Origin of the sequence: Sphingomonas chungangi (genome assembly GCF_013778325.1) — a bacterium.
Lineage (GTDB): Bacteria > Pseudomonadota > Alphaproteobacteria > Sphingomonadales > Sphingomonadaceae > Solisphingomonas > Solisphingomonas chungangi.
Genome location: NZ_JACEIB010000006.1, coordinates 91,467 through 113,411 on the forward strand (window position 1 = coordinate 91,467; position 21,945 = coordinate 113,411).

A 21,945-nucleotide genomic window follows, 5' to 3' on the forward strand; every position below is an offset into this window, starting at 1 on the left:
AACCTCGCCAAACCGTTCGCCCTGAGCTTGTCGAAGGGCTGTCCTTCTTCTTTGGGCGTCGAAAGAGGGAAAGACAGGGCTTCGACAGGCTCAGCCCGAACGGATTGAGGGCGAGGGCGGTTGGAAACCCCGCGCCAAGCCGCTATCAGCCGCGCCAATCCCTCCCATCACCGGACGAGACCATGACAGACACCCCCCCCGATCGCCTTTCCGTCAACCCGCGCTCGCCGCTCTATGATGCCGAGGTGCTCCAGCGCGACGTCGGCATCCGCTTCAACGGTGCCGAGAAGCACAATGTCGAGGAATATTGCGTGTCGGAGGGCTGGATCAAGGTCGCCGCCGGCCGCTCGCTCGATCGCAAGGGCAATCCGATGACGCTGAAGCTCAAGGGTATCGTCGAACCCTATTTCAAGCGTGCCGCGACCGAGGGCGAAGGTGCGCCGGAAGCCGAAGGCGACACGGAGGGCTGATGCCCTCCTTCGATTTTCAGCCGACGCTCCACGGCGACCTGCTCGATCTGAGGCCCGCGCGGCCGGACGATTTCGATGCTTTGTTCGCCGTGGCGTCGGATCGGGAGATCTGGGCCGTCCATCCGGCCCACGACCGCTGGCAGGAGCCGGTGTTCCGCACCTTCCTCGACGGCGCCTTCGCCGATGAAGGCGGCCTCATCGCGATCGAGCGAGCGAGCGGCGCGATCGTCGGCTTTTCGCGCTACTCGATGGAGCGCTGTGAATCTGGCGAGGTTGAAATCGGCTGGACCTTCCTCACGCGACGCCTGTGGGGCGGACGCGCCAATGCCGACATGAAGCGGCTGATGCTCGATCATGCCTTCCGCTTCGTCGATACCGTGATCTTCCGCGTCGGCGAGACCAACCTCCGCTCCCGCCGCGCGGTCGAGAAGATCGGCGGCCGCCTGATCGCAGGGCGAACCGAGACGGTGACGGTGGCGGGTGCGCCGACGACGCATGTCACCTATGCGATCCGTCGCGCCGATTGGCGGGATTGAAGCTCAGGCGCTGCCGTACAGGCTAGGCAACGATGTCTTGGCCGAATCGGCGTTCTTGCCACGCGGTCTCTGGCCCGCCTCAAAACACCCCGGCGTAGCGCTCGTTGCCCTCGAAGGCGAACTTGGTCGCCTGGCTCTGCTTCACCACCGCGATGATGCCGTCGACTACAGCGTAGCGGGTCTGGGGATCGGGCTTCAGGTGAAGCTCGGGCTTCGCCGCCTGGTTCTGCGAAAGGTCGATATACTGGCGCAGCGTCTTGAGGTCGGCGACGCCCTGACCATTCCAGAACATGTGGCCGGCGGCATCGGTCGAGATCAGATTCTTGTCTTGCCGCTCCAAAACAGAAGCGCCGCCCGACGGGAGGTCGAGCGGCACCTTGTGTGTCTGGATCGGGACGGTGAGGATGAACATGATCAGGAGAACCAGCATGACGTCGATGAGCGGCGTCGTGTTGATCTCCATCAGCGGTGCAGGCTCGACGGAACGAACAGTAATCGCCATGTCATCCTCCTCCTCATCCGGGCAAGCCCGGATCAGAAGGCGTTGGCGTAACGCTCGTTGCCCTCGAAGCCGAACTTGGTGACCTGGCTTTTCTTCACGACCGCCAGGACATTGTCGATCACATCATAGCGCGTGTACGGGTCCGGCAAAAGATGCAGCTCGGGCTCGTCCGCCATGTTCTTCGTCAGATCGAGATACTGGCGAAGCGTGATCATGCCCGCCTCGCCACCCGGAAGCGGCTGACCGTTCCAGAAGACGTTCCCGGCCGCGTCGGTCGAGATCGTGTTCTTGGTCGGCAGGATCGGGGGCGGGGGCAGGTTGTTGGGAACCGGCAGATCCAGCTTCACGGCATGGGTCTGCGGGGGAATGGTGATGATGAACATGATGAGCAGCACCAGCATGACGTCGATCAGCGGCGTCGTGTTGATGTCCATCATGGGCTCGCCTTCGGCGGTGCCTGCAGACATTGCCATCGCGAAATTACTCCAAAGTCTTGGTCAGCTGCCGGACGCTTGCGCTTACGACGGCGTCTCGGGCTGCGAGATGAAGCCGACCTTCAGGAAGCCCGCCTGCGAAAGCGTGGAGACCACGCCGCCGATGCACTTGTACGGCGTGCTCTGGTCGCCGCGGATATGCGCTTCGGGCAGTGTGTCCGGGGTCACGTTCTGGGGGCCGCCCTGCTTGGCGATCTCGTCCTTCAGCTTCTGGACGGAGCGGTCGAGCAGCTCCTTGGAGCTGACCTTCTCGATCCCCCAATAGACCTGGCAATTGCCCGCCGCATCGGCCTTGACCGAGAGGTTGACGTTCTCGGGCTTGGTGACCGTCGGCTCGTTGCGCACCGTCGGCAGCTTCAGCGGAACCGTCTGCAGCACGACCGGAACGGTGATCAGGAAGATGATGAGGAGCACCAGCATGACGTCGACGAGCGGCGTCGTGTTGATGTCCGAGATGGGGGCATCGTCGCCGCCTTCGCCGCCTACACTCATGGCCATCGGGATATGGTCCTATTCTAATCACATGCGGTGGAAACGGGCGGATGCCCGCTCCGGCCGCCGCTCCGCCCGAAGGCGGCAGGCGGCGGCCGTCACCGAAATCAGGCCTTGGTGGTCTGCACGCCCGAGGCGGTCGCGGCGACCTTCGGCTGCGCGGCCTTGGTCAGGCCGAAGGACGGGCGCACCGCGCCGCCCGACACCATGTAGCCATGGACGTCGTTGGCGAAGGCGACCAGGCCTTCCATGATCACCTTGTTGCGGCGGAGCAGCCAGTTGTAGGCGAGCACGGCCGGAACGGCGGTGACGAGGCCGAGCGCGGTCATGATCAGCGCCTCACCGACCGGGCCGGCGACCTTGTCGATCGAGGCCGAGCCCGAGGCGCCGATGGCGATCAGCGCACGGTAGATGCCGACCACGGTACCGAACAGACCGACGAACGGCGCGACCGAGCCGACCGTCGCGAGGAACGGCAGGCCGCCCGAGAGCTTGGCGCCGATCGAGGCGGTCGAACGCGCGATCGAGTTGTTGATCCACTCGTGCTGGTCGATCGGATCCTTCAGCTTGTCGTGCTGGTCCTCGGCGAGCAGGCCGTCGTCGACGATCTGGCGATAGGCCGAGTTCTTCTCGAGCTTGGTGGCGGCGTCGCGCAGGTTGGGCGCGGACCAGAAACCGGCGCGGACCTTCTTGGCCTGGCCGATGATCTTCTGCTGCTCCCACCACTTGGACAGCAGGATGAAGAGCGAGATGAACAGCGAGCCGACGAGCAGGATGAACACGGTCCAGCTGATCACGCCGCCCTGGTGGAGGGCGTTGAAGAGACCGTACTGCTCGGCTGCGGAAGCGGCGCCGGGGGCGGGGGTGGGGGTCGTCATGGTCGTCGGTTCCTTGAGATAAATGTGTCGGTTGAGAAGCCGGCACGGTGCCGGTTAAGCGGCGTCAGTCTTTAGGCACCTGCCAGGTAAACCGGCTCGAATAGGTGTCCTCGATCCCGTTTCCGCTGGCATCCTTGGCAGGCGCGAAGCGAGCACGCTTGATCAGCAGCCGGCATGCGGTCTGATCCAGATCGGCAAAGCCGCTGGAGGACGTCACCGAGCAATTCGTGACCCTGCCGTCGGGGCCGACGTTGAGCGTGAAAGCCACCGTGCCCTGTTCGTTGTTACGAATGGCAGCCGGCGGATAATCATCGCTCGACATCAGGTCGCCGAGGTTTCCACGCGGTTTTGCGTGGGCGGCAGCGCTCGGCTTCGGCGGCGGCGGCGGAATCGTGGGAACCACCGGAGCCGCGGGCGGCGGGATGTAGGGCGGCGGCTTGGGCACCGTCGGCACCGTCGGCGGCGCCTGGACCGGCACGATCGGCGGCGGCACGACCAGCGGCGGCGATTCGACCTTGGGCTGGTCCTTCGGCGGCGGCGGTGGCTTCTTGGGGGGGGGAGGGGGCGGAGATTTGATGTCGATCACGTTCAGCTTGGTGGCCACCTTTTTATAGGCGTCGTAGGCCAGACCATTGACGAACGCGTAGCCGACTGCGCCGAGAACGATCGCGGAGATAATCGCCGAAACCGTTTTCTGACCGCTTTGATTCTGGTCGACGTAAGCCATTAAAGAGAGCCACTCCGTGCTGGGGCGAATAGGCTGCGGCATGACAGCGGGGGACAGGAGCACGCGAAACATCGCGGGCCGCCTGACCCCCCTTGCCGTCACTTCATGCTATTCAGCGTTCGTTTTGATGTCCATCCCTTACATATACGATTGGGTAATGTTTGGCCCGCGAACAGGTTTCCGATTGCCGGAACGCTTGAATCGGCCTGCCCCGGAAGGCAGGGTCAGGGCGTCCCGGCGGACCGTCGGGATTGTCGGAACGAAGGACGAAAAGCCGATGAGAATTGCGATGAAAACGGTCTCCGCGCTCCTTCTTGGAGCGTTTTTCTTCGCAAGTGCAGCATCGGCTCAAGTCGTTACTGCGCCGGCCTCTGCGACGTCCATTGGTTACGCCGATCTCGCCGATCTCGCATTTGCGGGACAGGTCGCCGCGATCGTTACGGTACGCGACGCGGTGCGCCTCAAGGATGCCGATGCGGCGGGCGTCGCGCCCGGCTTCGTCCGCTTCTACGTGGAGGGCGACGTCAATGCGCTGATCGCCGGCAAGGGAGGCATCCCCGCAAGCATCTCATGGATCGCCGACGTGCCGATGACCTCCGCGAATCGCCCCCCCAAGCTCAAGAAGGCCAAGCTGATTCTCCTCGCCCGCCCGGTTGCGGGCAAGCCGGGCGTGCTGCAGCTGGTCTCCAAGAGCGCGCAACTGCCCTGGACGCCCGATACCGAGCAGCGGCTGCGCGCCATCCTGTCGGAGGCCAACGGGCCGTCCGCGCCGCCGGTGGTGACGGGGGTCGGCCACGCCTTCCACGTCGCCGGATCGATCCCCGGCGAGGGCGAGACGCAGATCTTCCTCAAGACCGCCGACAATCGCCCCGTCTCGCTCAACATCCAGCGCCATCCGGGGGAGGACCCGCGCTGGACGGTGTCGCTCGGCGAGATCGTCGACGATGCGGCGGCGGCGCCGCAGAAGGATACGCTGCTCTGGTATCGTCTCGCCTGCGCGCTGCCGGCCAGCCTGCCCGCCGATGCGCTCGCCGATCAGCAGCCCGACGACGCGCAGGCCGCGCAGGCCGATTACAAGCTGGTGCTGGACGGCCTCGGCCCCTGCGGGCGGACGGCGCCGGCGAACTAGGCCTCCGCGTCGCCGTCCAGGAACAGGAAGTCGCGCGGATAGTGGCGGAGGTGGGCGCCACCGTCGACGAACAGCGTCTGCCCGGTGATCGCGCGGGCGCGGGCGAGGAAGACCACCGCTTCGGCGATCTCGGCAGGGCCCGGTAGCAGGTGAAGCGGCATCTGTTCGGCCGCCGCGTTCATGCGGGCCTCGTCATAATCGGGGGTCGGCAGTGTCAGGCCCGGCGCCACCGCCGAGACGCGGACATGCGGCGCGAACTGGCGGGCGAGGATCGTCGTCGCCTCGGACAGCGCGAGCTTGGACAGCGTGTAGCTGAACTGGTCCGCATTGGGCGCGGCGATGCGCTGGTCGAGGATGTTGACGATTGCCGCCGGGCGCCCGGCCGGGGCTGTCGCCGCCAGCGCGCGGGCGAGCAGCACCGGTGCGGCGCAGTTCACCGCATAATGGTCGAGCAGGCCGCCCTGCGTCACGGTGTCCGGCGAATCATATTCGAAGCGCGCCGCGTTGTTGACGAGCAGCGCCGGCATCCGCCCGGCCGCCTGCTCCACCGCCGGCAGCAGCCCTTCGACCGCCGCCTCGTCGGCCAGATCGGCGGTGAGGTGGTGCCAGGCCGCGCCCATCGCGGCCAGCCGCTCGCGCAGCGCCGCCTCGGGTGCCGAGCTCGGGCTGCTGTGGATGGCGAGGTCGTACCCCGCCTCCCCCAAAGCGAGGCAGATCGCCGCGCCGAGCCGCCGGCACCCGCCGGTCACGAGCGCCAGGGGGCGGATCAAGCGCGGTTCCTCGCCATGCGGATGCCGATCTCCTCGCCATTCTCGCTGATCGCGAGCTTCACGATCGTCACCTCGACGCGCAGCACGCGGTCGTCCTCGGCGAAGAGCACGGCGCAGACGTGATCGGCCACCGCCTCGATCAGCGTGAAGTGCAGGCCTTCAGGCAGCGATTCGGTGACGGCGTGCTTGAGATCGAGATAGTTCTTCGATTCGGCGAGCGGCGTGTCGGGCGCGTATTTCCGCTCCGGCAGCTTCAGATCGACCGTCACTGACACGCGCAGCGGCTGCGGCAGGTGGGTTTCCTCCGAATAGATGCCGGTCAGCACCATCGCCTCAATGCCCGAGACCCGAAGCTGGAGGAGATCGTCCGTCATGCCGCCTTCATGTCCTTGCGCTAGGCGGCCCGCCTAGGCGGCGGAGGCGCGGGCCGCAAGGATTTCGCTTTTCGGACCGATTGGCCCTACAGCGCGCGCTCCCGAATCGGGCACACGGAGGACAGGCATAGGTGGACGGCATGGCGATACTCGATGCGGCGGGCGCGCACGGCGCGCATCTCGCCCCGATCGAAATGGCGGACCTTCCCGCGATCGAGCAACTGCTCGATACCGCGTTCGGCGCCGATCGCCAGCGACGTACCGCCTATCGCCTGCGCGAGGGCGTAGCCTTCGAACCGGCCGCCAGCTGCGTCGCCTATGACGAACATGGCGTGCTGGTCGGATCGCTGCAGAGCTGGCCGGCGGCGCTGGTGGCAACGGACGGCACCGCGACGCCGCTCTGGCTGGTCGGCCCGATCGCGGTCGATCCGGCACGGCGGGGCGAGGGGATCGCGCGCGCCATGCTCCGCCGCGCGCTGACCGCGATCGACGAGACCGGCATTCCGGCCGTGTTGATCGGCGATCCGGAATATTACGGCCCGTTCGGCTTCGCGGCGGACGCGACCGGCGGCTGGTCGCTGCCCGGCCCGTTCGAGCGCCATCGCCTGCTGGCCAGGCTGGACGATGGCGAAACGCTGCCCGTCGAGGGAATGCTGGGGCCGCGACGCTAAGGCTTCCAACGGGCGGCCAAATCGTCCTAGGGGGATCGGGATGCCGCTGACCAATCCTCCGCCGGACGCGATCGCCGGGCTGTCGCTCAGCGAGATCGCGCAGATGGCCGCCGACGGGCGGCTGCCGCCGGTCGAGAAATGGGATCCGGATCACTGCGGCGACAGCGGCATGCGCATCGCCGCCGACGGGCAATGGTGGCACGAGGGCTCGCCGATCGGCCGGGCCGCTTTGGTGCGCCTCTTCTCCACCGTGCTGCGGCGCGAGCCGGACGGCGGGCACGTGCTCGTCACCCCGGTCGAGAAACTGTCGATCGCGGTGGAGGACGCACCGTTCATCGCGGTGGAGATGGAGAGTGAGGGGGAAGGCGAAGCGCGCCGCCTCGCCTTCCGTACCAACGTGGGCGATCTCGTCATCGCCGGGCCGGATCGCCCGCTGACGATCGAGGATCGCGGCCATGGCGAGCATCCCTATCTGCGGGTGCGCGGCGGGCTCGACGCGCTGGTAGCGCGGCCGGTCTATTACGAGCTGGCCAACCTCGCGCTCGACGAGAAGCCCGGCCCGGATGGCCGTACCGGCCTGTGGAGCGACGGCGCCTTCTTCGCGCTGGAGCCCCAAAAGGAGGCCGGGCCCGCGTGAGCCTCGCCGAGACGATCCGCGCGAAGCTGGCGGCGACGGCGCATATTCCCGCGCTGTCGACCGGGATCGAGCCGGCTGCCGCGCCCGTGCCTGCCGCGGTGCTGGTCGCGATCACCGACCGGCCCGAGCCCGGCCTGATCCTGACCAAGCGCAACGAGGCGCTGCGCAAGCATCCCGGGCAGGTCGCCTTTGCCGGGGGGCGCGCCGATCCGGATGACACCGGTCCCGAGGATACAGCGCTGCGCGAGGCGTGCGAAGAGATCGCGATGCCGCGCGACCGCGTGGAGATCGTCGGCCGCGACAGCACCTTCCACACGCCCACCGGCTTCGCGATCGTGCCGGTGATCGGCATCGTGCCGGCCGATCTGCCGCTCACACCCCGCGAGTTCGAGGTGGCGGACATCTTCGAGGTACCTCTCTCGCACATGCTCGACACGGCGAACCACCTCCGCAAATGGGCGGAGTTCAACGGCGCACGACGCGAATATTTCGAGATACCGTGGGAAGGCGCGCACCGCATCTGGGGCGTGACCGCCGCGATGATCGTCAACCTCGCGCGCCGGCTGGCATGACGAGCGTCGCGGTTCCCCCGAGCGTCGCCGATGCCGAGGCTCTCGGCCGATTGATCGACGCGCTGGACGGCGGCGCGGACGGCGCGCGCTACATCGGCGGCTGGGTGCGGGACACCTTGCTCGGTCTCGATCCGCAGGACATCGACATCGCCACCCGCCATGCCCCACGGGAGGCGGAGCGGCGCGCGAAGGCGGCGGGGCTCAACACGTGGTCGTCCGCCTCGGGTATCGCGCACGGCACGATCGGCGTGGTGATCGGCGGCAAGACGGTGGAGGTGACGACGCTGCGCCGCGACGTCTCCACCGACGGTCGTCACGCGACGGTCGCCTTCACCGAGGATTGGCGCGAGGACGCCGCGCGGCGGGATTTCACGATCAACGCGCTTTCCGCCGATCCGCTGACCGGCGAGGTGCACGATTATTTCGGTGGCCTCGCCGATCTGACCGAGGGACGGGTGCGCTTCATCGGCGATCCGCTGATCCGCATCGCCGAGGATCATCTGCGCATCCTGCGCTTCTTCCGTTTCCATGCGCGGTTCGGGAAGGGGGTGCCCGATGCCGCCTCCTATGAAGCCTGCGTGGTGCGCGCGAAGGACCTGATGGCGCTCTCGCGCGAGCGGATCGCGGCGGAATTGCTCAAGCTGCTGGCGGTGGACGATCCCGTCGCGACGGTGGAGGCGATGCTGGCCGGCGGCCTGTTCGCGCCGGTGGTGCCGGAGATTACGGGCTCCGACCGCCTCGCCGCTTTGGTCGCCGCGGAGCACACGGCCGGGATCGCGCCCGACGGCCTGCGCCGTCTCGCCGCGCTGCTGCCCGAAGACGAAAGGATAGCCGAACAGGTCGGCGCGCGGCTCAAGCTTTCCAACGCCGATCGCAAGCGGCTGACGCTCGCCGCACGACCGGTCTTCGCGCCGCCGGAAGTGCTGGTCTATACGTTCGGCAATGCCAGCGCGACGGATATGGCCCTGCTGACGGGTCTGGCCGATCGGGCGAAGATCGCCTCCGCATGGCAAGCGCCGCGCTTCCCCCTTACCGGCGGCGATCTGATCGCGCTCGGCCTCGCTCCCGGCCCGATCGTCGCGGCGACGCTTCAGGCGGTCGAGAAGAAGTGGGTGAAGGAAGGCTTTCCCGATCGCGATCGGCTCGGCGCGATGGCGCGCGAGGCGGTGGTGGCGGCGCTCAGTCCCGGGTGACGCCGATCTCGATCAGGCTGCGGATCAGCCGCTCCTCGGAAAACGGCTTGAGCATGTGCGGGGTGCGCGCGAACTGCTTGGGCAGATCCTCGCGCTCCAGCCCGGTCAGGAACATGAAGGGGATGTTGGTAGTCTGCAGCGCCTCGGCGAGCGGATAGGATTCCTGGTCGCCCAGCCCGATATCCAGGATGGCGCCGTCGATCGCGGTGAGCTCGGTCAGCCGCTCCAGTGCCTCGACCATGTCGAGAAACGGCCCGACGATCCGCGCGCCCGCATTCTCCAGCACGTCGGCGACCGTCTCGGCGAGCAGGAAATTGTCCTCGACGATCAGGATGCGGCATCCGAGCAGCGGTTTGTCGGTGACCGGGCTGTGCACGGCAAGTCTCCGATCGGGAGCGAGGGTCGAACATGGCATAGGACGACCGATCGTAAGCGAGTTTGCGCCCTCCGGCAGTTCGCTATTGGTCTAATCGCCCGGGGATCGAGGCCGTGGAATAAGACGACAGGGTTTGCCAACCGAGCCGCGTGTAGAGCGCGCGGCCATCATCGGTCGCGACCAGCAGCTCGGGCGTTTCCGGGCATCGCTTCGCGTGGCCCAGCACGGCCATGAGCATGGTCCCCAGCCCCTTCCGGCGATGTTCGGGCATGGTCACGATCCGATCGTAAACGAAGGCGTCGTCGGTTTCCGCCGCATAGCCGCTCGCCGCGAGATCACCCGAAGCGGCCATGATCCTGACTTCCGTCACCGCTTCGCCGGACGTCGTCTCGATCCGGTAGTCCCCGAGGTCCGGCAGCGCGACCGGCGTGCCCGACGAGCGCATGAACCAGTTCTGCGCATGGAGTTGCCAGCCTTCGGGCAACGCGGCGAGCAGGGTGTCGCCGTCACCGCACAATTTGATCGGATGGCGCGGCGCGTCGATCGATCGGGCCAGCGCGGCGAGCCCGGTGCCGGCCCGCGAAAACAGCCAGCGGCGCACCTCCGCCTCGCTCTTGGTATCGACGCGGAAGCCGCCATGATCGGCAACGGGCGCCGGCAATCCGCGCGCGATCGAGCGGGCGGTCAGCCAGGCGAGAAGCAGCGAATCGTCGACCTGATCCTCGCCCATCCGCCCTGATCCATTGCACGATGGCGGGCACGATAACCGGTTCTGGACGAACGCGCAGCGTTCAGAGCTGCGACTGCCAATAATCCCTTGCGGCGTCCGCGGTCAGCGGCGCGGCGTAGAAATAGCCCTGGCCGTGGCTGCAGCCCAGCGCGGCCAGCGTCTGGCTCAGTTCGATCGTCTCGACACCCTCGGCGGTGGTCGTCTTGCCGAGCGCGTCGGCGAGGCTGAGCACGGCGCGCACGATCGCCACCTTGTCGCGATCCTGAAGCATGCCGGAGACGAAGCTGCGATCGATCTTGAGGCTGTCGATCGGCAGGCGGCGGAGGTAGCTGAGCGAGGAATAGCCGGTGCCGAAATCGTCCATCGCCACCTTCACGTCGAGCGCCTTCAGCGCCTGAAGCGCCTTGGTGGTGCGCTCCGGATCCTGCACGATCGCGCTCTCGGTGAGTTCGATGGTGAGGCGCGATCCGGCGATGCCGTGGGTGGCGAGCGCGGCGGCGATCACGCCCGGCACGTCGTCGCGCGCGAGTTGGATCGCCGAGACGTTGACGTTCATGGTGAGCGGCACGGCGCTGCCGGCCAGCGCATCCCACTTGGCGAGCGTCGCGAGCGCCGAATCGACCGCCCAGCGGCCGAGCGGCACGATCAGGCCGGCTTCTTCGGCCACCGGGATGAACTCGCCCGGATCGATCACGCCGCGCGTGGCATGGGTCCAGCGGGCGAGCGCCTCGAAACCGGTGAGCCGGTTGGCGGCGAGATCGACGATCGGCTGGTAGGCGAGCCTGAGATCGCCCTGATCGATCGCGCGGCGAAGCTCGGTTTCGAGATCGAGCTTGTAGCGCGCGCAGGCGGCCTCGCCCGGATGATGGATTTCCACGCGGCCGGTCGACTTGGCGCGCTTGAGCGAGAATTGGGCGTTGCGCACCAGCTCTTCGCCGCTGGTCTGCTCCTCGCCGACCAGCGCGACGCCGATCGCGCATTCGATGCCCACCTCGAAGCGGGCGAGGCGGAAGGGCGTGGACAGCACGGACTGGATGCGGCGGGCTGCGGCGGGCGCGTCGTCCGGTCCGTTGGCGAGGCGCAACAGGATACCGAATTCGTCGCCGCCGACGCGGGCCAGGATGTCGCCTGCGCGCAGTGTCGAGATCAGGCGGCGGGCGACGGTGATGATCACCTCGTCGCCGGCGACGCCGCCCAGGCTCTCGTTGATGCGGCTGAAGCGGGACAGGTCGATCAGCAGCACGGCATGGCGGGCGCCGTCGTTCGATGCCATCACCTCGTCCACGGCCTCGGCGAAGGCGGTGCGGTTGGGCAGGCCGGTCAGGCTGTCGTGGAGCAGCTCGGCGCGCAGCGAGCGGGTGCTCTCGATCTCGGTGGTGCGATCGACCAGGGTCAGCAGGCAGCGCCCGTTGCCGCCCGGCACCTGCGCGAGCGGAGAGATGCAGGCGTGGAAGTGGCGACCGGAGACCTGATCGCCATAGCGCCACTCGAAGCGCAGCTCATCGCCGGGGCGCGCGAAGAATTCCAGCAGGCGCCGCACGATCGTCGGGCTTTCGATGATCGGCATGGGCTGGCTGGCGGGGCGCGCGGCATCGAGCGAGTCGTAGCGGCGGTTGCTGGCGCCGACGACGAGGTCGCCATCCTGCTCGGTCAGCACCGCGGCGGCGATCGGCAGGGCGTCGATATAGCTCTGGCGGGCCGAATCGATCAGTGCCCAGGCCTCCGCGGACGCTGGCGCGCGGCCGTCAGGCACGGGATGCAACGAGGCGCGCGCCGCCCTCTCCACGGGCGGCGTTCCACTCTCTCGGCTCGCCTTTGCCATACGCATGACTGTCAGCGATAGACAAAGCGGGTTAATTCTTGCTTTCAGGGCCATCGCCGTTCGGCGCGGAGCCGAACCGGTTGTCGCGCGGGAAGCCGAGCGGCGCCATCCGTCCGCCGGCGCCGCGCGCGGTGCGCCAGGGGTTCAGGTCCGCCTCGGTACGGGTGCGGCCGCTCTCGCCGCCCATCGCCCAGCTGATCCCGGCCTCGAAGCGGATCGCCGTCGCGTCGGACAGGCCGCCGTCGCGATAGCGCTGGAGCTGGACACCCGAACCGCGCGCCATTTCGGGCAGCTCGCCGATCGGGAAGACCACCATCTTGCGGTTATCGCCCACCACCGCGACATAATCGGAGCCGGAAGCAACCGGGCGGAAAATCCGCATCTCGGCACCGGGGCGCAGGTTCATCACCTGCTTGCCCTTGCGCGTCTCGGCGACAACATCGCCGAGCTTCGCGAGGAAGCCGCGCCCGTCCGAGCTGGCCACCAGCACCTGCGCGTCGCCGCCCGATCGCGGCACGGGCAGCAAGGCGACCGGCGCGCCCTCGCCCTCCAGATCGACCATCAGCCGCACCGGCTCGCCGAAGCCACGCCCGCCGGGCAGCTTGTCCGCCGCCAGCGTGAAGACGCGGCCGTTCGCCGCCGCCAGCAACAAACGATCGGTGGTCTGGGCGTGGAAGGCGAACAGAGGCCCGTCGCCCTCCTTGAACTTCAGCGTATCGGCAGCGGCGAGATCGCGGTGGCCGGACATCGCCCGGATCCAGCCGCGCCGCGACAGGATCACGGTGATCGGCTCGCGTTCGATCATCGCCTCCAGCGGGATCTCGCGCGCCGGGCCGGACTCGGCGACCGTCGTCCGGCGCGCGCCGATCGCGGTTTCCGGCGCATAGCGCTCGCGCAGCTTGGCGAGATCCTTCTTGAGCCGGGTGCGCTGGCGCTGCGGGCTCTCGATCAGCGCGGCAAGGCCCTTGCGCTCCTCGTCGAGGTTCGACCGCTCCTTCTTGATTTCCATCTCTTCGAGGCGACGGAGAGAACGCAGCCGCATGTTGAGGATCGCCTCGACCTGCGTGTCGGTCAGGCCGAACTCGGCCATCATCACCGGCTTGGGCTCGTCCTCGGTGCGGATGATCTCGATCACGCGATCGAGGTTGAGATAGGCGATCAGGAAGCCGTCGAGCAGCTCCAGCCGGTTCTCGATCCTGGCGAGGCGGTGCCTGGAGCGGTTGACCAGCACCTCGATCTGGTGCGCGACATAGGCCGAGAGTGCCTGCGCGAGGCTCATCACGCGCGGCGTGCGCGTCGCATCCAGCACGTTGAGGTTGAGCGAGACGCGGATTTCGAGGTCGGTCAGCCGGTAGAGGCTGTCCTGCAGCGTGCCTACGTCCACCGTGCGGCTGCGCGGCTCCAGCACGATGCGAATCGCCTCGTCCGATTCGTCGCGGACGTCGGCGAGGATCGGCAGCTTCTTTTCGGTGATCAGCCCGGCGATCTGCTCGATCAGCTTGGCCTTGGGCACGCCGTAGGGGATTTCGGTGATGACCAGCTGCCAGGTGCCGCCCGCCAGCCGCTCGGGATCGGCGAAGCGCGCGCGGGTGCGGAAGGCGCCGCGCCCGGTCTCATAGGCCTCGCGGATCGCGGCCGGACCGTCGGCGACGATGCCGCCGGTCGGGAAATCCGGCCCCTGAACATACTGGAGCAGGTCGACGGTCGGCGCGTCGGGATGGTCGATCAGGTGGACGGCGGCGTCGATCAGCTCGGCGGCGTTGTGCGGCGGGATGGAGGTCGCCATGCCGACCGCGATGCCGGACGCGCCGTTGGCCAGCAGGTTGGGAAACAGGCCGGGAAAGACCTCCGGCTCCTCGTCCTCGTTATTGTAGGTAGGCCGGAAGCCGACGGTGCCCTCGTCGAGCCCCGTCATCAGCTCGACCGCCGTCGCGGTCAGGCGGGCTTCGGTATAGCGGTAGGCGGCGGCGTTATCGCCGTCGATATTGCCGAAATTGCCCTGCCCGTCGACCAAAGGGTATCGCAGCGAGAAGGTCTGGGCCAAGCGGACCATCGCGTCGTACACCGACTGATCGCCATGCGGGTGATATTTGCCGATCGTGTCGCCGACGACGCGCGCGCACTTCTTGTAGGCCGACGCCGGATCGAGCCGGAGCAGCCGCATCGCCCAGAGCAGCCGGCGATGCACCGGCTTCAACCCGTCGCGCACGTCCGGCAGCGAGCGCGCCGTGATCGTCGACAGCGCATAGACGAGGTAGCGCTGGGAAAGCGCTTCGTCGAAGGGGGAGTCGGTATAGGGCGAGGGATCGAGAGTGTCGGTCGAGGCCATGAACGGGGACTAGCAGGCGCGGGCACTGCCCGCAAAGCCGGTCTATGGGCGATCCCGCTCCGCGTCGCTTTTGTTCGACGTATCGAAGCGCGCCTCGCCGATCGCACCCGGATTATTGCGGATGAAGCGGATGAGAGCGGCACCGCCGCCGATCGTCACCACCAGCACGAAGCCCAGCAGCACCCAGTCGATCGCCTCCATCTGGAAGCCGTAGCTGCGCGCCAGCACCAGCACGGCGGCTGCCGCGACGATCGCGAAGGCACCGGTCACGAAGATCACGCCCACGCCGCCCATCGCGGCAGTGCGGCTCGGCGGCAGGCTGTGCGGTTCCTGGCTCATGCCGGCTGCTCCTCGGTGATCGCGTGGGCCAGCCATTCGGGCACGATCGGCCGTGCCTCGACCGCGCCCAGCTTGACAGGCTCGCCACCGCGAAGCTGCTCCACGCGGACCGGTGCCACCGCGAGCCCGAGATCGGGATACCAGATGCGCGCCGCCTCTTGCGGATCGGCCTCCAGCTCGCACACGACCAGCCGGCGGTTGACCTTCTGCCGCCAGTTCATCCGCGCGGTATTCTCCTGCCCGACATAGCAGCCCTTGGTGAAGCTCACGCCGTGGAGCTCGATCGCATTGGTCTCCAACCAGAGCGTCTTGTCGGTGCCGAGTTCGTCCACCCCCTCCGGCACGCCATGGCCGAGCCGCCACGCCCGCCATGCCAGATCGGCGGTGTCGACGCCCACTGGCGGCGCCAGCCAGCGGCAGCCGAGGCCGGGCAGGCGCGGATCGGCGAAGCTCGCCATGTCGCCGGCATCGACCGGGTCCGGCCGCCAGTGGACGGCCAGCGTATCGTCGCGCGCGATCGTGATCGGCCGGCGCAGGCGATACATGCTCAGCCGCTTCGCCAGCGCATCGGCCTGCGTCGCCTCGCAATCGACCAGCACGTCCGCGCCGTCGGGCCAGAGCAGGAAGTCCCACTGCGCCTTGCCCTGCGCGGTGAGCAGGCCGGCCCAGATCGGGTGCCCTTCCGCCAGCACGCCGGTGTCGTTGGTGACGAGGCCTTGCAGGAAGCCGGCGACATCCTCCCCCGACAGGCGGATCAGCGCGCGGGCGGCAAGGCGGGTGGCGGTGCTCATGCGCCAAGGGTGGGGCAGGGGCGTCCCGCTTTCAAGGCCGCACCCCTCCTAATCGGAAAGACTAGCGCGCTCGTGCGTAGAGCCGGTTAGCCGGAGGGACATGATGATCGAGGTGGTGCTGATGGCGACGAGTGTGGCGGCGATACCCGTGACCGACGCGGCGACCCGCTCCGCGATCCTGGACGCGGCGCGCGTGCCCGTGACGGCGGCGCTCAGGAAGCCGGTGAAGTTCGAGGTGAGCCACCTCAAGCGCTCGGGCGACTGGGCGTTCCTGCTCGCGACCATGGTAGAGCCGTCCGGCGCGCCGCTCGATTACGCCACGACGCCGATGGCGGCGCCCGCCGCGCAGGGCTATATGTCGCGCAGCTACATGGCGCTGCTTCGGCAACAGGCCGGCCGCTGGACGGTGGTCGACAAGGCGATCGGGCCGAGCGACGTGCCATGGGTGCTCTGGGCGAAGCGGCACGGCGCGCCGCTCGAAATCTTCCCCACTCAGTAGGAACCGTGCTCCTCGGTGGGATACCACCAGGCGAAGCGGTGGGAGAGGTCCGTCGTCGCAAAGACGATGTTGCCGCGATTGCGCTCGTATCCCATCGCCGGCTTGCCGTTGAGCGTGCCGGACCACCAGCCGGTCTGCGGCTTGCCGATGAAGATGGTGGGCTGTCCGGCGCCGGAAAAGATCATCCTGTGTGAACCGTCGGGCTGCACGGTGTCGGCATAGGCGCAGGGCTTCGCCGGCCCGTCGTCCCACGAGCAGCGCACCCGATCGGCAGCGGAAGCGGGGAGGGCGGCCAGCAGCGCGAGCGGGAGGGCGAGGAGCTTCATGGGGCCTCGAACGAGGATGATCCTGCTCACGTTCCCAATCTCCGCTCGGTGCGAATGGACATCGGTCGAGGAACGCTCAATGGTTCGCGTAAATGTCCGCCGCCCTGTTCCCGCGCGCCACCGATTGCCCCGCCGTGTCCGCCGGCCGCTCGTAGAGGCGGGTGACGATCTGCCCCGCCTCGCGCGCATCGTTGGTCTGCTTGAGCGCATTGCCCGCGCCCGCCTCGGTGGTGGTCAGCTCATGCTGCACGAAGCGGAGCTGCTCGGCGAAGGACGAGCCGTGAATGTCGTGGCCCGACCAGCGCTGGAACTCCGCCTGGCGCGGCCCTTCCCACTGGGCGATGCCGTAGCCCGGCCCGCCGCCATTTTGCGGGATGCTGCGCAAGCCGCTCTCGGCATCGAGATTGGCGACGATCCCGGCGGCCTGCGCCTTGGACCAGCCCTGGCCCTCGAAATATTGCATCGCCTGGTCGATCCGCTGCGATTCGCTGCCGTCACCGGAGGGAGCGGCGGTGCCGCCGGCGGGCTTGGGCGCCGCGCTGGCCGGCGCGCGCAGGATCAGGCCGCCATGGCTCTGGGCGTAGCTCAGCGAATTGGTGCTGACCTTCTGCGTGCCGTCGGCATTGATGTTGTTCGATCCGATCATCTGGCCCGGGCCGGCGACGATCTCGGTGTGCGAGATGCCGCCCCCCTGCATGATGACGACGTCGCCCGCCTTCGCCTCGGAGGCCGGCACCGCCGTCCAGCCGCGCGACTGCAGCGTCTCCTTCAACTGCTCGACCGAATCGGTGTGGAGGTTGGATGGCAGCTCGCCAGACTGGACCAGCACGGCCGACACGAAATTGGCGCAGCATTCGGTCGACGGGCAATTGGGGTCCATCGGCAGGTTGTCGTTGCCGTTGGTCTTCAGCGAGGAGGCGTTCTGGCCGAGATAGGAGCGGGCGATGTCCGCCACGCTGCCGTCACCCGCGCCCGGCGTGCCGCCGACGCTGCCGGTCGATCCCGACCCGCCCGGGATGGTGATGCGCTGGCCGGGATGGATGAGGTCGGGATTGGCGATCTGCGGGTTGGCCTGTTCCAGCGCGGAAAGCGAGACGCCGTGCGCCCTGGCGATGTTCCAGAGGCAATCGCCCGACCGGACGGTGTAGCTGCTGGTGTCGCTCCCGCTGCTGTTGACCGCCACGCTGCCCTGAACCGAGGATACCGACATGACTCCCTCCTCCGAAGCTGTTGGAGTGGAGCCTAGGCCCTGGGTTCGTGGAGGTCGCTAATCGGATCGCTTAGAGGGCGGTGCGCCGCCCGACATAATAGCGCATCTCGGCGCCGAACTGGCGGACCGCCGCGACCACGCCGGCATCGACGCCGGGCGTCTGCGAGACGGTCTCCAGCGCCGCGAACGAAGCGTCGCCGTACCGCTTGCTGGCGAACAGCGGCGTGGCGGCCTCGGGCACCATCTTCTCGGCGCCAGGCCAGGTCGAGAAGCAGGCGAGGCCGGTGACGAGGCGGCGCAGGTCGTCGGGCGCGATGGCCACTTTCTTCAACTCGCTCGCATGACGGAATTCATCGGGGAAGGTGCGATCGAACTCGGCGAGCATCGCATCCTGCCCGACCGCGCCGGCGGACTCATAGCTGCGGCAGGTGGTGTCGGCCGTGGCCTGCGGGGGCGGCGCGTCGAGCGGGCGCATCTGGCCGCCGATATAAGCGTAGCGGATCGCCGGGCCGCCGACCGCATCGGCGTTCATCGCGACGATCAGCTGGCCCCGGACGACCTTTGCATCGGCCAGCGCGCAGGTGCCGAAGGGCGCGGTGACCAGCGGTGTACCGCCGCGCGACGGCGCCACCACCACGTAGCGCGACGGGCAGCTCGCCCCGCCGCTGCCGCGCACGAGAAACAGGGTGTCGCGGCCGGTCTGGTAGCGGCCGATGATCGAGAGCGTGTCGACCAGCTCGCCGCCGAACGGGCGCGGCAGGATGGTCGGCCCGTATTGCAGCGCCGGCTCGTTGCCCTGCGGCACGACGGCGAGCGTCGGGCGGAGCGGCTGGCCTTCGCGCGGGGCGCGGGCCTGGGCCGTGGAAACGGCGGTGGCGGTGAGCAGGATCAGGTGACGGATACGCATCGTCTTCCCCCTCGGATGGCGGTTGCTATCACGCTTCGGAGGCGGAACGGTTCCCGCGCATGAAAGCAGCGGCGCGATTGTCCGTGTCGGTCCGCACGTCGGGCCTCGGCGTGACGCCGTGGGTACGGTCGTCGGCGGTGTGGAGGCCGAGATGAGTCACCTCCGAGGAGCGTGCCGCCGGGACGATCTCGCGCGGAGTCGAGGCCTGCGTCGCGCCCAGCACACGCTCGTTGGGCTGGCCCAGCCGCGTCTCGACATGCGCGATCGTCTGGGTGACCGGCACGGTGAAGCTGCCGGTGCCGGAGGGGAGCGCGTTGGGCTGGTCCTCGCGGAACTTGCCGAGCGCGCCGGCATCGGCGACGAGACGATCGAGCGCGGAGGGCTGGCGAGTCAGCATCTCCAGAGACGATCCGCCGCTGTTCTGCGCGAGCGGATCGAAGCCGGTGACGCTCCGCGCGACGCGCCGGCCGGTCGGCTCGATCGCCATCAGCCGCCGTTCTGGCCGACCAGCGTCGCGGTGGCCTGCTCGATGCGGGCGGTCACGCCGTCGATGCCGTCTTCGCCGTCGCCGCCGAGCGCGTTTTCCAGCGCGTCGCGCAGGCCTGCGGTCTGTTGCTCGGGCGACGCACCCGAAAGGCCGGCGGCCTGCACCATCGCGGCGCGGGCGAAGTCTCCCAGTGCGCGATGGAGCGCGCCTTCCTGCGCCGGCGTTCCGCCCATGCGCGATGCGATGGCGCTGCTCATGCCCTGCAGGTCGTAGATGTCGCCCCGCCCGGCGAGCTTGCCGGCGTCCGGCGCGAAGTCGCTGCCTGCGCCCGCGGCCGAGGCCCAGGCCGTGCTGCCGGAATCGCTCGTTCGCGCGCTGGCCGACGTCCAGGCCAGCACGCGATGGCCGATCTCGCCGATCGCGGTCCGCGCCTCCTGCTTTACCTGCTGGGTGCCGGGCGTGTTCTGCGCACCGGCCGGGGGAATCGAGGAAAGTCGCGAGACGCCAATCATGTCATTCGTCCGGTTGCTCGGCCGTCATGGCCATCATCGGCTTCGCATATCGCGCGTCCGGGCCGCCGCCGCCATCATCGGAACGACTATCCCGCCGCCGGGAACGGAGCGGCCGACACCCCTGCGCGATCCAGCCGTCGCGGGTCAGGCGCATGATGCGGACGGGCCGGCCGAACAGCGTGCCGTCGCGTTCCCAGGCGAATCCGAGGCGGGCGAGTGACGCCGGGGCGCTGCGGTGATCGGGATGGAACGCGCTGACCAGCCGCGCGCGATCGAGCGTGCCGAAGGCGTGATCGATCAGCGCGGCGGCCGCCTCGACCGCGAGGCCGCCGCGCCAGGCGCTCGGGAACAGCTTGCCGCCAAGTTCCAGCGCGTCCTCGTCGCCATCGAACGGGGTGAGCGAGAAAAGGCCGATCAGCTCGGCCGAATCGCGGCGATGCACCGCGAAGGTGCCGTGACCCCGCGCGGCCATCGGCGCGTTCCAGCGCAAGAACAGGTCGGCCTTGCCGGGCGTATCGGGGATGCCGTCGACCAATTGGGCGGCGACGCGCGGATCGGCATGAAGCGCGGCGATCGCCTCCCTGTGCTCCGCCGCGATCGGGCGGAGCAGCAGGCGCTTCGAGAGAAGGACCGTCGTCATCCCGCCCCGTGCAGGCCGCTCGCATCGAGCGTCGTGCGGCGCAGGTCAATGCCGTAGACCTGCTCGAACTGCCGCGCGATGCCGTCGGCATAGGGGCGGGCATTGCCTTCCTTCATCGAACTCAGCCAGCCGGCATGGGCGATGACGAACTGGAGCTTGAGCTCTTCGCCGAGCTCGGCCCACTTCTCGCGCGGGGCGGCGCCGTTCCGCGCGAGCATGTCCGCGATCTGCGCGCGCGCCGCGATGGCGGTCATGCGACCGCCCGGCACGTCCTGCACGCCGTTGGCGATCATCCAGCCGAGGATCAGATAGGCGGTCATCGCATTGCCGGCATCGTTGCCGCTGAGGCCATAGGGACCGGCGATGCCGTCATAGAGGCCGGCATAATCATATTTTGCGAAGGTCGACTGGATCACCTGCGCGGCCTGCGGGTCCTTCGCCCGCATCCGTCCGACGAGATCGGCGAGCACCTGCTGGTGGACGGCGGGGCTGGCGACATAGCGCAGCGGCACCTGCGGAGCGCCGGGCCGCGCCGGCCGTGCCGTGGCGGCGGCGATGAAACTCTGGGCGGAGGCAGGCCGGCGCGCCGGGGCACGGGCGTCCGGAGACGCATGACAGAGACCGGGCAGGTTCGAATTGCAGGGGTTGTAGACCATCGGCAGGGTCTGGCTGGCCACCACCGTTCCGATCGATCCGAAATCGACCGTCATGTCCGCCTGGGCCGTCGAGCCGAGCAGGAGCGCGGCGAGCATCCCGGCACCGAGCGTCATCGATGCCGCGCCGGTCCGACGCAGGCTCATTTGGGGGCGAAACCGTCGGGTGTGAGCTGCGTGGTGTTCAGGTCGACGCCTTCGCGCGCAAGGCTGGAGGCCACCGAGTGCCGGTATTGCGCGGCGGCGTCGGCGGGCCATTTGCCCGCGCCGATCGCGCGCCAGGTGGTGTTGACGAGCAAGAAATCGAGCTGCGCCTCGCCGCCGATCTGGCTGCGATAGGCTTCGGAGGCCATCTTCGGATCGTGCGCCAGCGCCTGGGCGATGGAATCGCGCACGTTGCGCACGCCTTGCGGCGAAGGCGGCTGCGCGCCGGTCACGACCATCGTGCGCATGATCAGGTGCGCGGCCATCGCGTCGGCGACGTCGTGATTGCCGAGGCCGAACGGCGCGACCAGCTGGCCGAAGATGGCGGGAACGTTCTTGCCGGCGAGCGCGGTGCGCAGCTGCCCGCCCGCGGTGGGATCCTGCCGTGAAACCCGCGCGACATAGGCATTCACCGTCTGGACGCCGGTTCCGGGCGCGAAGGTGAGCGGCGCGGATCGGGGGGCCGGCAGGGGCGCGCGGATCCCGCGCTGCTCCTCGGCCCGTATGCGCGCATTCCTGGCCTGGAAGGCCAGGGGTTGCCCGAGCTGGACGACGTTCATCATTCCGGAAGAATAGGCACCCATCGCATTGTAGACGGGCTGGATCGGGGCCTGGGCGGCAGCCGCTCCTCCGATCAACGCGCTCACGCCGAACATCATGCGAATGGCGATCCTG

Annotated in this window: 29 protein-coding genes; 8 read left to right on the top strand and 21 right to left on the bottom strand. The window is 68.5% G+C overall.

What is annotated here, in order from left to right:
• Positions 1-182 precede the first annotated feature (182 nt).
• Both HZF05_RS08600 and HZF05_RS08605 read left to right on the top strand, forming a co-directional pair.
• The gene (locus HZF05_RS08600) at positions 183-470 is read left to right on the top strand and encodes a DUF3297 family protein (protein WP_160365674.1); all 288 of its coding nucleotides are present in this window, start codon (positions 183-185) and stop codon (positions 468-470) included.
• A complete protein-coding gene (locus HZF05_RS08605; RefSeq protein ID WP_160365675.1) occupies positions 470-1,006 on the top strand; it encodes a GNAT family N-acetyltransferase in 537 nt (178 codons plus the stop codon). Before HZF05_RS08600 ends, HZF05_RS08605 begins: the two co-directional genes overlap by 1 nt.
• Positions 1,007-1,085: 79 nt before the next feature.
• Here HZF05_RS08605 and HZF05_RS08610 read toward each other — a convergent pair whose 3' ends face one another.
• From HZF05_RS08610 to HZF05_RS08630, 5 genes are all read right to left on the bottom strand, one after another.
• Complete coding sequence (locus HZF05_RS08610; protein ID WP_160365676.1) at positions 1,086-1,508, bottom strand: ExbD/TolR family protein; 423 nt, start codon at positions 1,506-1,508, stop codon at positions 1,086-1,088.
• A gap of 32 nt (positions 1,509-1,540) precedes the next feature.
• Positions 1,541-1,981: an ExbD/TolR family protein gene (locus HZF05_RS08615; protein ID WP_160365677.1), complete on the bottom strand. Its 441-nt coding sequence runs from the start codon at positions 1,979-1,981 to the stop codon at positions 1,541-1,543.
• Positions 1,982-2,026: 45 nt separating this feature from the next.
• Positions 2,027-2,500 carry an ExbD/TolR family protein gene (locus HZF05_RS08620; RefSeq protein WP_160365678.1) on the bottom strand — a complete coding sequence of 158 codons (474 nt, stop codon included), beginning with the start codon at positions 2,498-2,500 and terminating at the stop codon, positions 2,027-2,029.
• Between the two features lie 101 nt (positions 2,501-2,601).
• On the bottom strand, positions 2,602-3,372 hold the full coding sequence (locus HZF05_RS08625; protein WP_160365679.1) for a MotA/TolQ/ExbB proton channel family protein: 771 nt from the start codon (positions 3,370-3,372) through the stop codon (positions 2,602-2,604).
• Between the two features lie 64 nt (positions 3,373-3,436).
• Positions 3,437-4,099, bottom strand: a complete 663-nt coding sequence (locus HZF05_RS08630; RefSeq protein ID WP_160365680.1) for an energy transducer TonB — start codon at positions 4,097-4,099, stop codon at positions 3,437-3,439.
• Positions 4,100-4,388: 289 nt separating this feature from the next.
• Here HZF05_RS08630 and HZF05_RS08635 point away from each other — a divergent pair, with 289 nt between their 5' ends.
• On the top strand, positions 4,389-5,228 hold the full coding sequence (locus tag HZF05_RS08635; protein ID WP_220129775.1) for a hypothetical protein: 840 nt from the start codon (positions 4,389-4,391) through the stop codon (positions 5,226-5,228).
• Here the strand turns inward: HZF05_RS08635 and HZF05_RS08640 are convergent.
• Positions 5,225-5,998: an SDR family oxidoreductase gene (locus tag HZF05_RS08640; protein ID WP_160365681.1), complete on the bottom strand. Its 774-nt coding sequence runs from the start codon at positions 5,996-5,998 to the stop codon at positions 5,225-5,227. The genes HZF05_RS08635 and HZF05_RS08640 overlap by 4 nt on opposite strands.
• Positions 5,995-6,372 (bottom strand): dihydroneopterin aldolase, encoded by a 378-nt coding sequence (locus tag HZF05_RS08645; protein WP_160365682.1) that lies wholly within the window; start codon positions 6,370-6,372, stop codon positions 5,995-5,997. Before HZF05_RS08645 ends, HZF05_RS08640 begins: the two co-directional genes overlap by 4 nt.
• Before the next feature lie 140 nt (positions 6,373-6,512).
• On the opposite strand from HZF05_RS08645, the gene HZF05_RS08650 reads away from it, so the two are divergent.
• From HZF05_RS08650 to HZF05_RS08665, 4 genes are read left to right on the top strand one after another with little or no spacing between them, the layout of a single operon-like run.
• A complete protein-coding gene (locus HZF05_RS08650) occupies positions 6,513-7,043 on the top strand; it encodes a GNAT family N-acetyltransferase (RefSeq protein ID WP_181638830.1) in 531 nt (176 codons plus the stop codon).
• Positions 7,044-7,083: 40 nt separating this feature from the next.
• A complete protein-coding gene (locus HZF05_RS08655; RefSeq protein ID WP_160365683.1) occupies positions 7,084-7,680 on the top strand; it encodes a DUF1285 domain-containing protein in 597 nt (198 codons plus the stop codon).
• Complete coding sequence (locus HZF05_RS08660) at positions 7,677-8,252, top strand: CoA pyrophosphatase (RefSeq protein WP_160365684.1); 576 nt, start codon at positions 7,677-7,679, stop codon at positions 8,250-8,252. The genes HZF05_RS08655 and HZF05_RS08660 overlap by 4 nt, the downstream gene beginning before the upstream one ends.
• On the top strand, positions 8,249-9,445 hold the full coding sequence (locus HZF05_RS08665) for a CCA tRNA nucleotidyltransferase (protein ID WP_160365685.1): 1,197 nt from the start codon (positions 8,249-8,251) through the stop codon (positions 9,443-9,445). The genes HZF05_RS08660 and HZF05_RS08665 overlap by 4 nt, the downstream gene beginning before the upstream one ends.
• Here HZF05_RS08665 and HZF05_RS08670 read toward each other — a convergent pair.
• The 6 genes from HZF05_RS08670 to ygfZ all read right to left on the bottom strand — a co-directional run bounded on the left by HZF05_RS08670 (position 9,432) and on the right by ygfZ (position 15,832).
• Positions 9,432-9,821, bottom strand: a complete 390-nt coding sequence (locus HZF05_RS08670; protein WP_160365686.1) for a response regulator — start codon at positions 9,819-9,821, stop codon at positions 9,432-9,434. The genes HZF05_RS08665 and HZF05_RS08670 overlap by 14 nt on opposite strands.
• 82 nt (positions 9,822-9,903) lie before the next feature.
• Positions 9,904-10,551, bottom strand: a complete 648-nt coding sequence (locus HZF05_RS08675) for a GNAT family N-acetyltransferase (RefSeq protein ID WP_160365687.1) — start codon at positions 10,549-10,551, stop codon at positions 9,904-9,906.
• A gap of 61 nt (positions 10,552-10,612) precedes the next feature.
• Positions 10,613-12,379 carry a putative bifunctional diguanylate cyclase/phosphodiesterase gene (locus HZF05_RS08680; RefSeq protein ID WP_425505618.1) on the bottom strand — a complete coding sequence of 589 codons (1,767 nt, stop codon included), beginning with the start codon at positions 12,377-12,379 and terminating at the stop codon, positions 10,613-10,615.
• Between the two features lie 25 nt (positions 12,380-12,404).
• Positions 12,405-14,702 carry a DNA topoisomerase IV subunit A gene (parC, locus tag HZF05_RS08685; protein ID WP_160365688.1) on the bottom strand — a complete coding sequence of 766 codons (2,298 nt, stop codon included), beginning with the start codon at positions 14,700-14,702 and terminating at the stop codon, positions 12,405-12,407.
• A gap of 42 nt (positions 14,703-14,744) precedes the next feature.
• Positions 14,745-15,041 carry a hypothetical protein gene (locus HZF05_RS08690; RefSeq protein ID WP_160365689.1) on the bottom strand — a complete coding sequence of 99 codons (297 nt, stop codon included), beginning with the start codon at positions 15,039-15,041 and terminating at the stop codon, positions 14,745-14,747.
• Positions 15,038-15,832, bottom strand: a complete 795-nt coding sequence (gene ygfZ / locus HZF05_RS08695; protein WP_160365690.1) for a CAF17-like 4Fe-4S cluster assembly/insertion protein YgfZ — start codon at positions 15,830-15,832, stop codon at positions 15,038-15,040. The genes HZF05_RS08690 and ygfZ overlap by 4 nt, the downstream gene beginning before the upstream one ends.
• 100 nt (positions 15,833-15,932) lie before the next feature.
• Here ygfZ and HZF05_RS08700 point away from each other — a divergent pair, with 100 nt between their 5' ends.
• Positions 15,933-16,331: a hypothetical protein gene (locus HZF05_RS08700; RefSeq protein ID WP_160365691.1), complete on the top strand. Its 399-nt coding sequence runs from the start codon at positions 15,933-15,935 to the stop codon at positions 16,329-16,331.
• Here HZF05_RS08700 and HZF05_RS08705 read toward each other — a convergent pair.
• The 8 genes from HZF05_RS08705 to HZF05_RS08740 form a co-directional block, all read right to left on the bottom strand.
• Complete coding sequence (locus HZF05_RS08705; protein WP_160365692.1) at positions 16,325-16,657, bottom strand: hypothetical protein; 333 nt, start codon at positions 16,655-16,657, stop codon at positions 16,325-16,327. The two genes, HZF05_RS08700 and HZF05_RS08705, sit on opposite strands and share 7 nt — an antisense overlap.
• Positions 16,658-16,733: 76 nt before the next feature.
• Positions 16,734-17,867 carry a phage tail tip lysozyme gene (locus HZF05_RS08710; protein WP_160365693.1) on the bottom strand — a complete coding sequence of 378 codons (1,134 nt, stop codon included), beginning with the start codon at positions 17,865-17,867 and terminating at the stop codon, positions 16,734-16,736.
• Positions 17,868-17,937: 70 nt separating this feature from the next.
• A complete protein-coding gene (locus tag HZF05_RS08715) occupies positions 17,938-18,774 on the bottom strand; it encodes a hypothetical protein (RefSeq protein WP_160365694.1) in 837 nt (278 codons plus the stop codon).
• A 28-nt stretch (positions 18,775-18,802) separates the two neighbouring features.
• On the bottom strand, positions 18,803-19,261 hold the full coding sequence (locus HZF05_RS08720) for a hypothetical protein (RefSeq protein WP_160365695.1): 459 nt from the start codon (positions 19,259-19,261) through the stop codon (positions 18,803-18,805).
• Entirely contained in the window at positions 19,261-19,773 is a 513-nt protein-coding gene (locus HZF05_RS08725; RefSeq protein ID WP_160365696.1) for a hypothetical protein, read from the bottom strand. The genes HZF05_RS08720 and HZF05_RS08725 overlap by 1 nt, the downstream gene beginning before the upstream one ends.
• Before the next feature lies 1 nt (position 19,774).
• Positions 19,775-20,413 carry a GNAT family N-acetyltransferase gene (locus HZF05_RS08730; protein WP_160365697.1) on the bottom strand — a complete coding sequence of 213 codons (639 nt, stop codon included), beginning with the start codon at positions 20,411-20,413 and terminating at the stop codon, positions 19,775-19,777.
• Positions 20,410-21,213 carry a hypothetical protein gene (locus HZF05_RS08735; RefSeq protein WP_160365698.1) on the bottom strand — a complete coding sequence of 268 codons (804 nt, stop codon included), beginning with the start codon at positions 21,211-21,213 and terminating at the stop codon, positions 20,410-20,412. The genes HZF05_RS08730 and HZF05_RS08735 overlap by 4 nt, the downstream gene beginning before the upstream one ends.
• Positions 21,210-21,929 (bottom strand): DUF6683 family protein, encoded by a 720-nt coding sequence (locus HZF05_RS08740; RefSeq protein ID WP_343046877.1) that lies wholly within the window; start codon positions 21,927-21,929, stop codon positions 21,210-21,212. The genes HZF05_RS08735 and HZF05_RS08740 overlap by 4 nt, the downstream gene beginning before the upstream one ends.
• Between the last annotated feature and the right edge of the window lie 16 nt (positions 21,930-21,945).

Coding starts and splice junctions, on each gene's coding strand:
- HZF05_RS08600 (WP_160365674.1), top strand. CDS start 183: ATGACAGACACCCCCCCCGATCGCCTTTCCGTCAACCCGCGCTCGCCG.
- HZF05_RS08605 (WP_160365675.1), top strand. CDS start 470: ATGCCCTCCTTCGATTTTCAGCCGACGCTCCACGGCGACCTGCTCGAT.
- HZF05_RS08610 (WP_160365676.1), bottom strand. CDS start 1,508: ATGGCGATTACTGTTCGTTCCGTCGAGCCTGCACCGCTGATGGAGATC.
- HZF05_RS08615 (WP_160365677.1), bottom strand. CDS start 1,981: ATGGCAATGTCTGCAGGCACCGCCGAAGGCGAGCCCATGATGGACATC.
- HZF05_RS08620 (WP_160365678.1), bottom strand. CDS start 2,500: ATGGCCATGAGTGTAGGCGGCGAAGGCGGCGACGATGCCCCCATCTCG.
- HZF05_RS08625 (WP_160365679.1), bottom strand. CDS start 3,372: ATGACGACCCCCACCCCCGCCCCCGGCGCCGCTTCCGCAGCCGAGCAG.
- HZF05_RS08630 (WP_160365680.1), bottom strand. CDS start 4,099: ATGGCTTACGTCGACCAGAATCAAAGCGGTCAGAAAACGGTTTCGGCG.
- HZF05_RS08635 (WP_220129775.1), top strand. CDS start 4,389: ATGAAAACGGTCTCCGCGCTCCTTCTTGGAGCGTTTTTCTTCGCAAGT.
- HZF05_RS08645 (WP_160365682.1), bottom strand. CDS start 6,372: ATGACGGACGATCTCCTCCAGCTTCGGGTCTCGGGCATTGAGGCGATG.
- HZF05_RS08650 (WP_181638830.1), top strand. CDS start 6,513: ATGGCGATACTCGATGCGGCGGGCGCGCACGGCGCGCATCTCGCCCCG.
- HZF05_RS08655 (WP_160365683.1), top strand. CDS start 7,084: ATGCCGCTGACCAATCCTCCGCCGGACGCGATCGCCGGGCTGTCGCTC.
- HZF05_RS08665 (WP_160365685.1), top strand. CDS start 8,249: ATGACGAGCGTCGCGGTTCCCCCGAGCGTCGCCGATGCCGAGGCTCTC.
- HZF05_RS08675 (WP_160365687.1), bottom strand. CDS start 10,551: ATGGGCGAGGATCAGGTCGACGATTCGCTGCTTCTCGCCTGGCTGACC.
- HZF05_RS08680 (WP_425505618.1), bottom strand. CDS start 12,379: ATGCGTATGGCAAAGGCGAGCCGAGAGAGTGGAACGCCGCCCGTGGAG.
- parC (WP_160365688.1), bottom strand. CDS start 14,702: ATGGCCTCGACCGACACTCTCGATCCCTCGCCCTATACCGACTCCCCC.
- HZF05_RS08690 (WP_160365689.1), bottom strand. CDS start 15,041: ATGAGCCAGGAACCGCACAGCCTGCCGCCGAGCCGCACTGCCGCGATG.
- ygfZ (WP_160365690.1), bottom strand. CDS start 15,832: ATGAGCACCGCCACCCGCCTTGCCGCCCGCGCGCTGATCCGCCTGTCG.
- HZF05_RS08700 (WP_160365691.1), top strand. CDS start 15,933: ATGATGATCGAGGTGGTGCTGATGGCGACGAGTGTGGCGGCGATACCC.
- HZF05_RS08705 (WP_160365692.1), bottom strand. CDS start 16,657: ATGAAGCTCCTCGCCCTCCCGCTCGCGCTGCTGGCCGCCCTCCCCGCT.
- HZF05_RS08710 (WP_160365693.1), bottom strand. CDS start 17,867: ATGTCGGTATCCTCGGTTCAGGGCAGCGTGGCGGTCAACAGCAGCGGG.
- HZF05_RS08715 (WP_160365694.1), bottom strand. CDS start 18,774: ATGCGTATCCGTCACCTGATCCTGCTCACCGCCACCGCCGTTTCCACG.
- HZF05_RS08720 (WP_160365695.1), bottom strand. CDS start 19,261: ATGGCGATCGAGCCGACCGGCCGGCGCGTCGCGCGGAGCGTCACCGGC.
- HZF05_RS08725 (WP_160365696.1), bottom strand. CDS start 19,773: ATGATTGGCGTCTCGCGACTTTCCTCGATTCCCCCGGCCGGTGCGCAG.
- HZF05_RS08730 (WP_160365697.1), bottom strand. CDS start 20,413: ATGACGACGGTCCTTCTCTCGAAGCGCCTGCTGCTCCGCCCGATCGCG.
- HZF05_RS08735 (WP_160365698.1), bottom strand. CDS start 21,213: ATGAGCCTGCGTCGGACCGGCGCGGCATCGATGACGCTCGGTGCCGGG.
- HZF05_RS08740 (WP_343046877.1), bottom strand. CDS start 21,929: ATGATGTTCGGCGTGAGCGCGTTGATCGGAGGAGCGGCTGCCGCCCAG.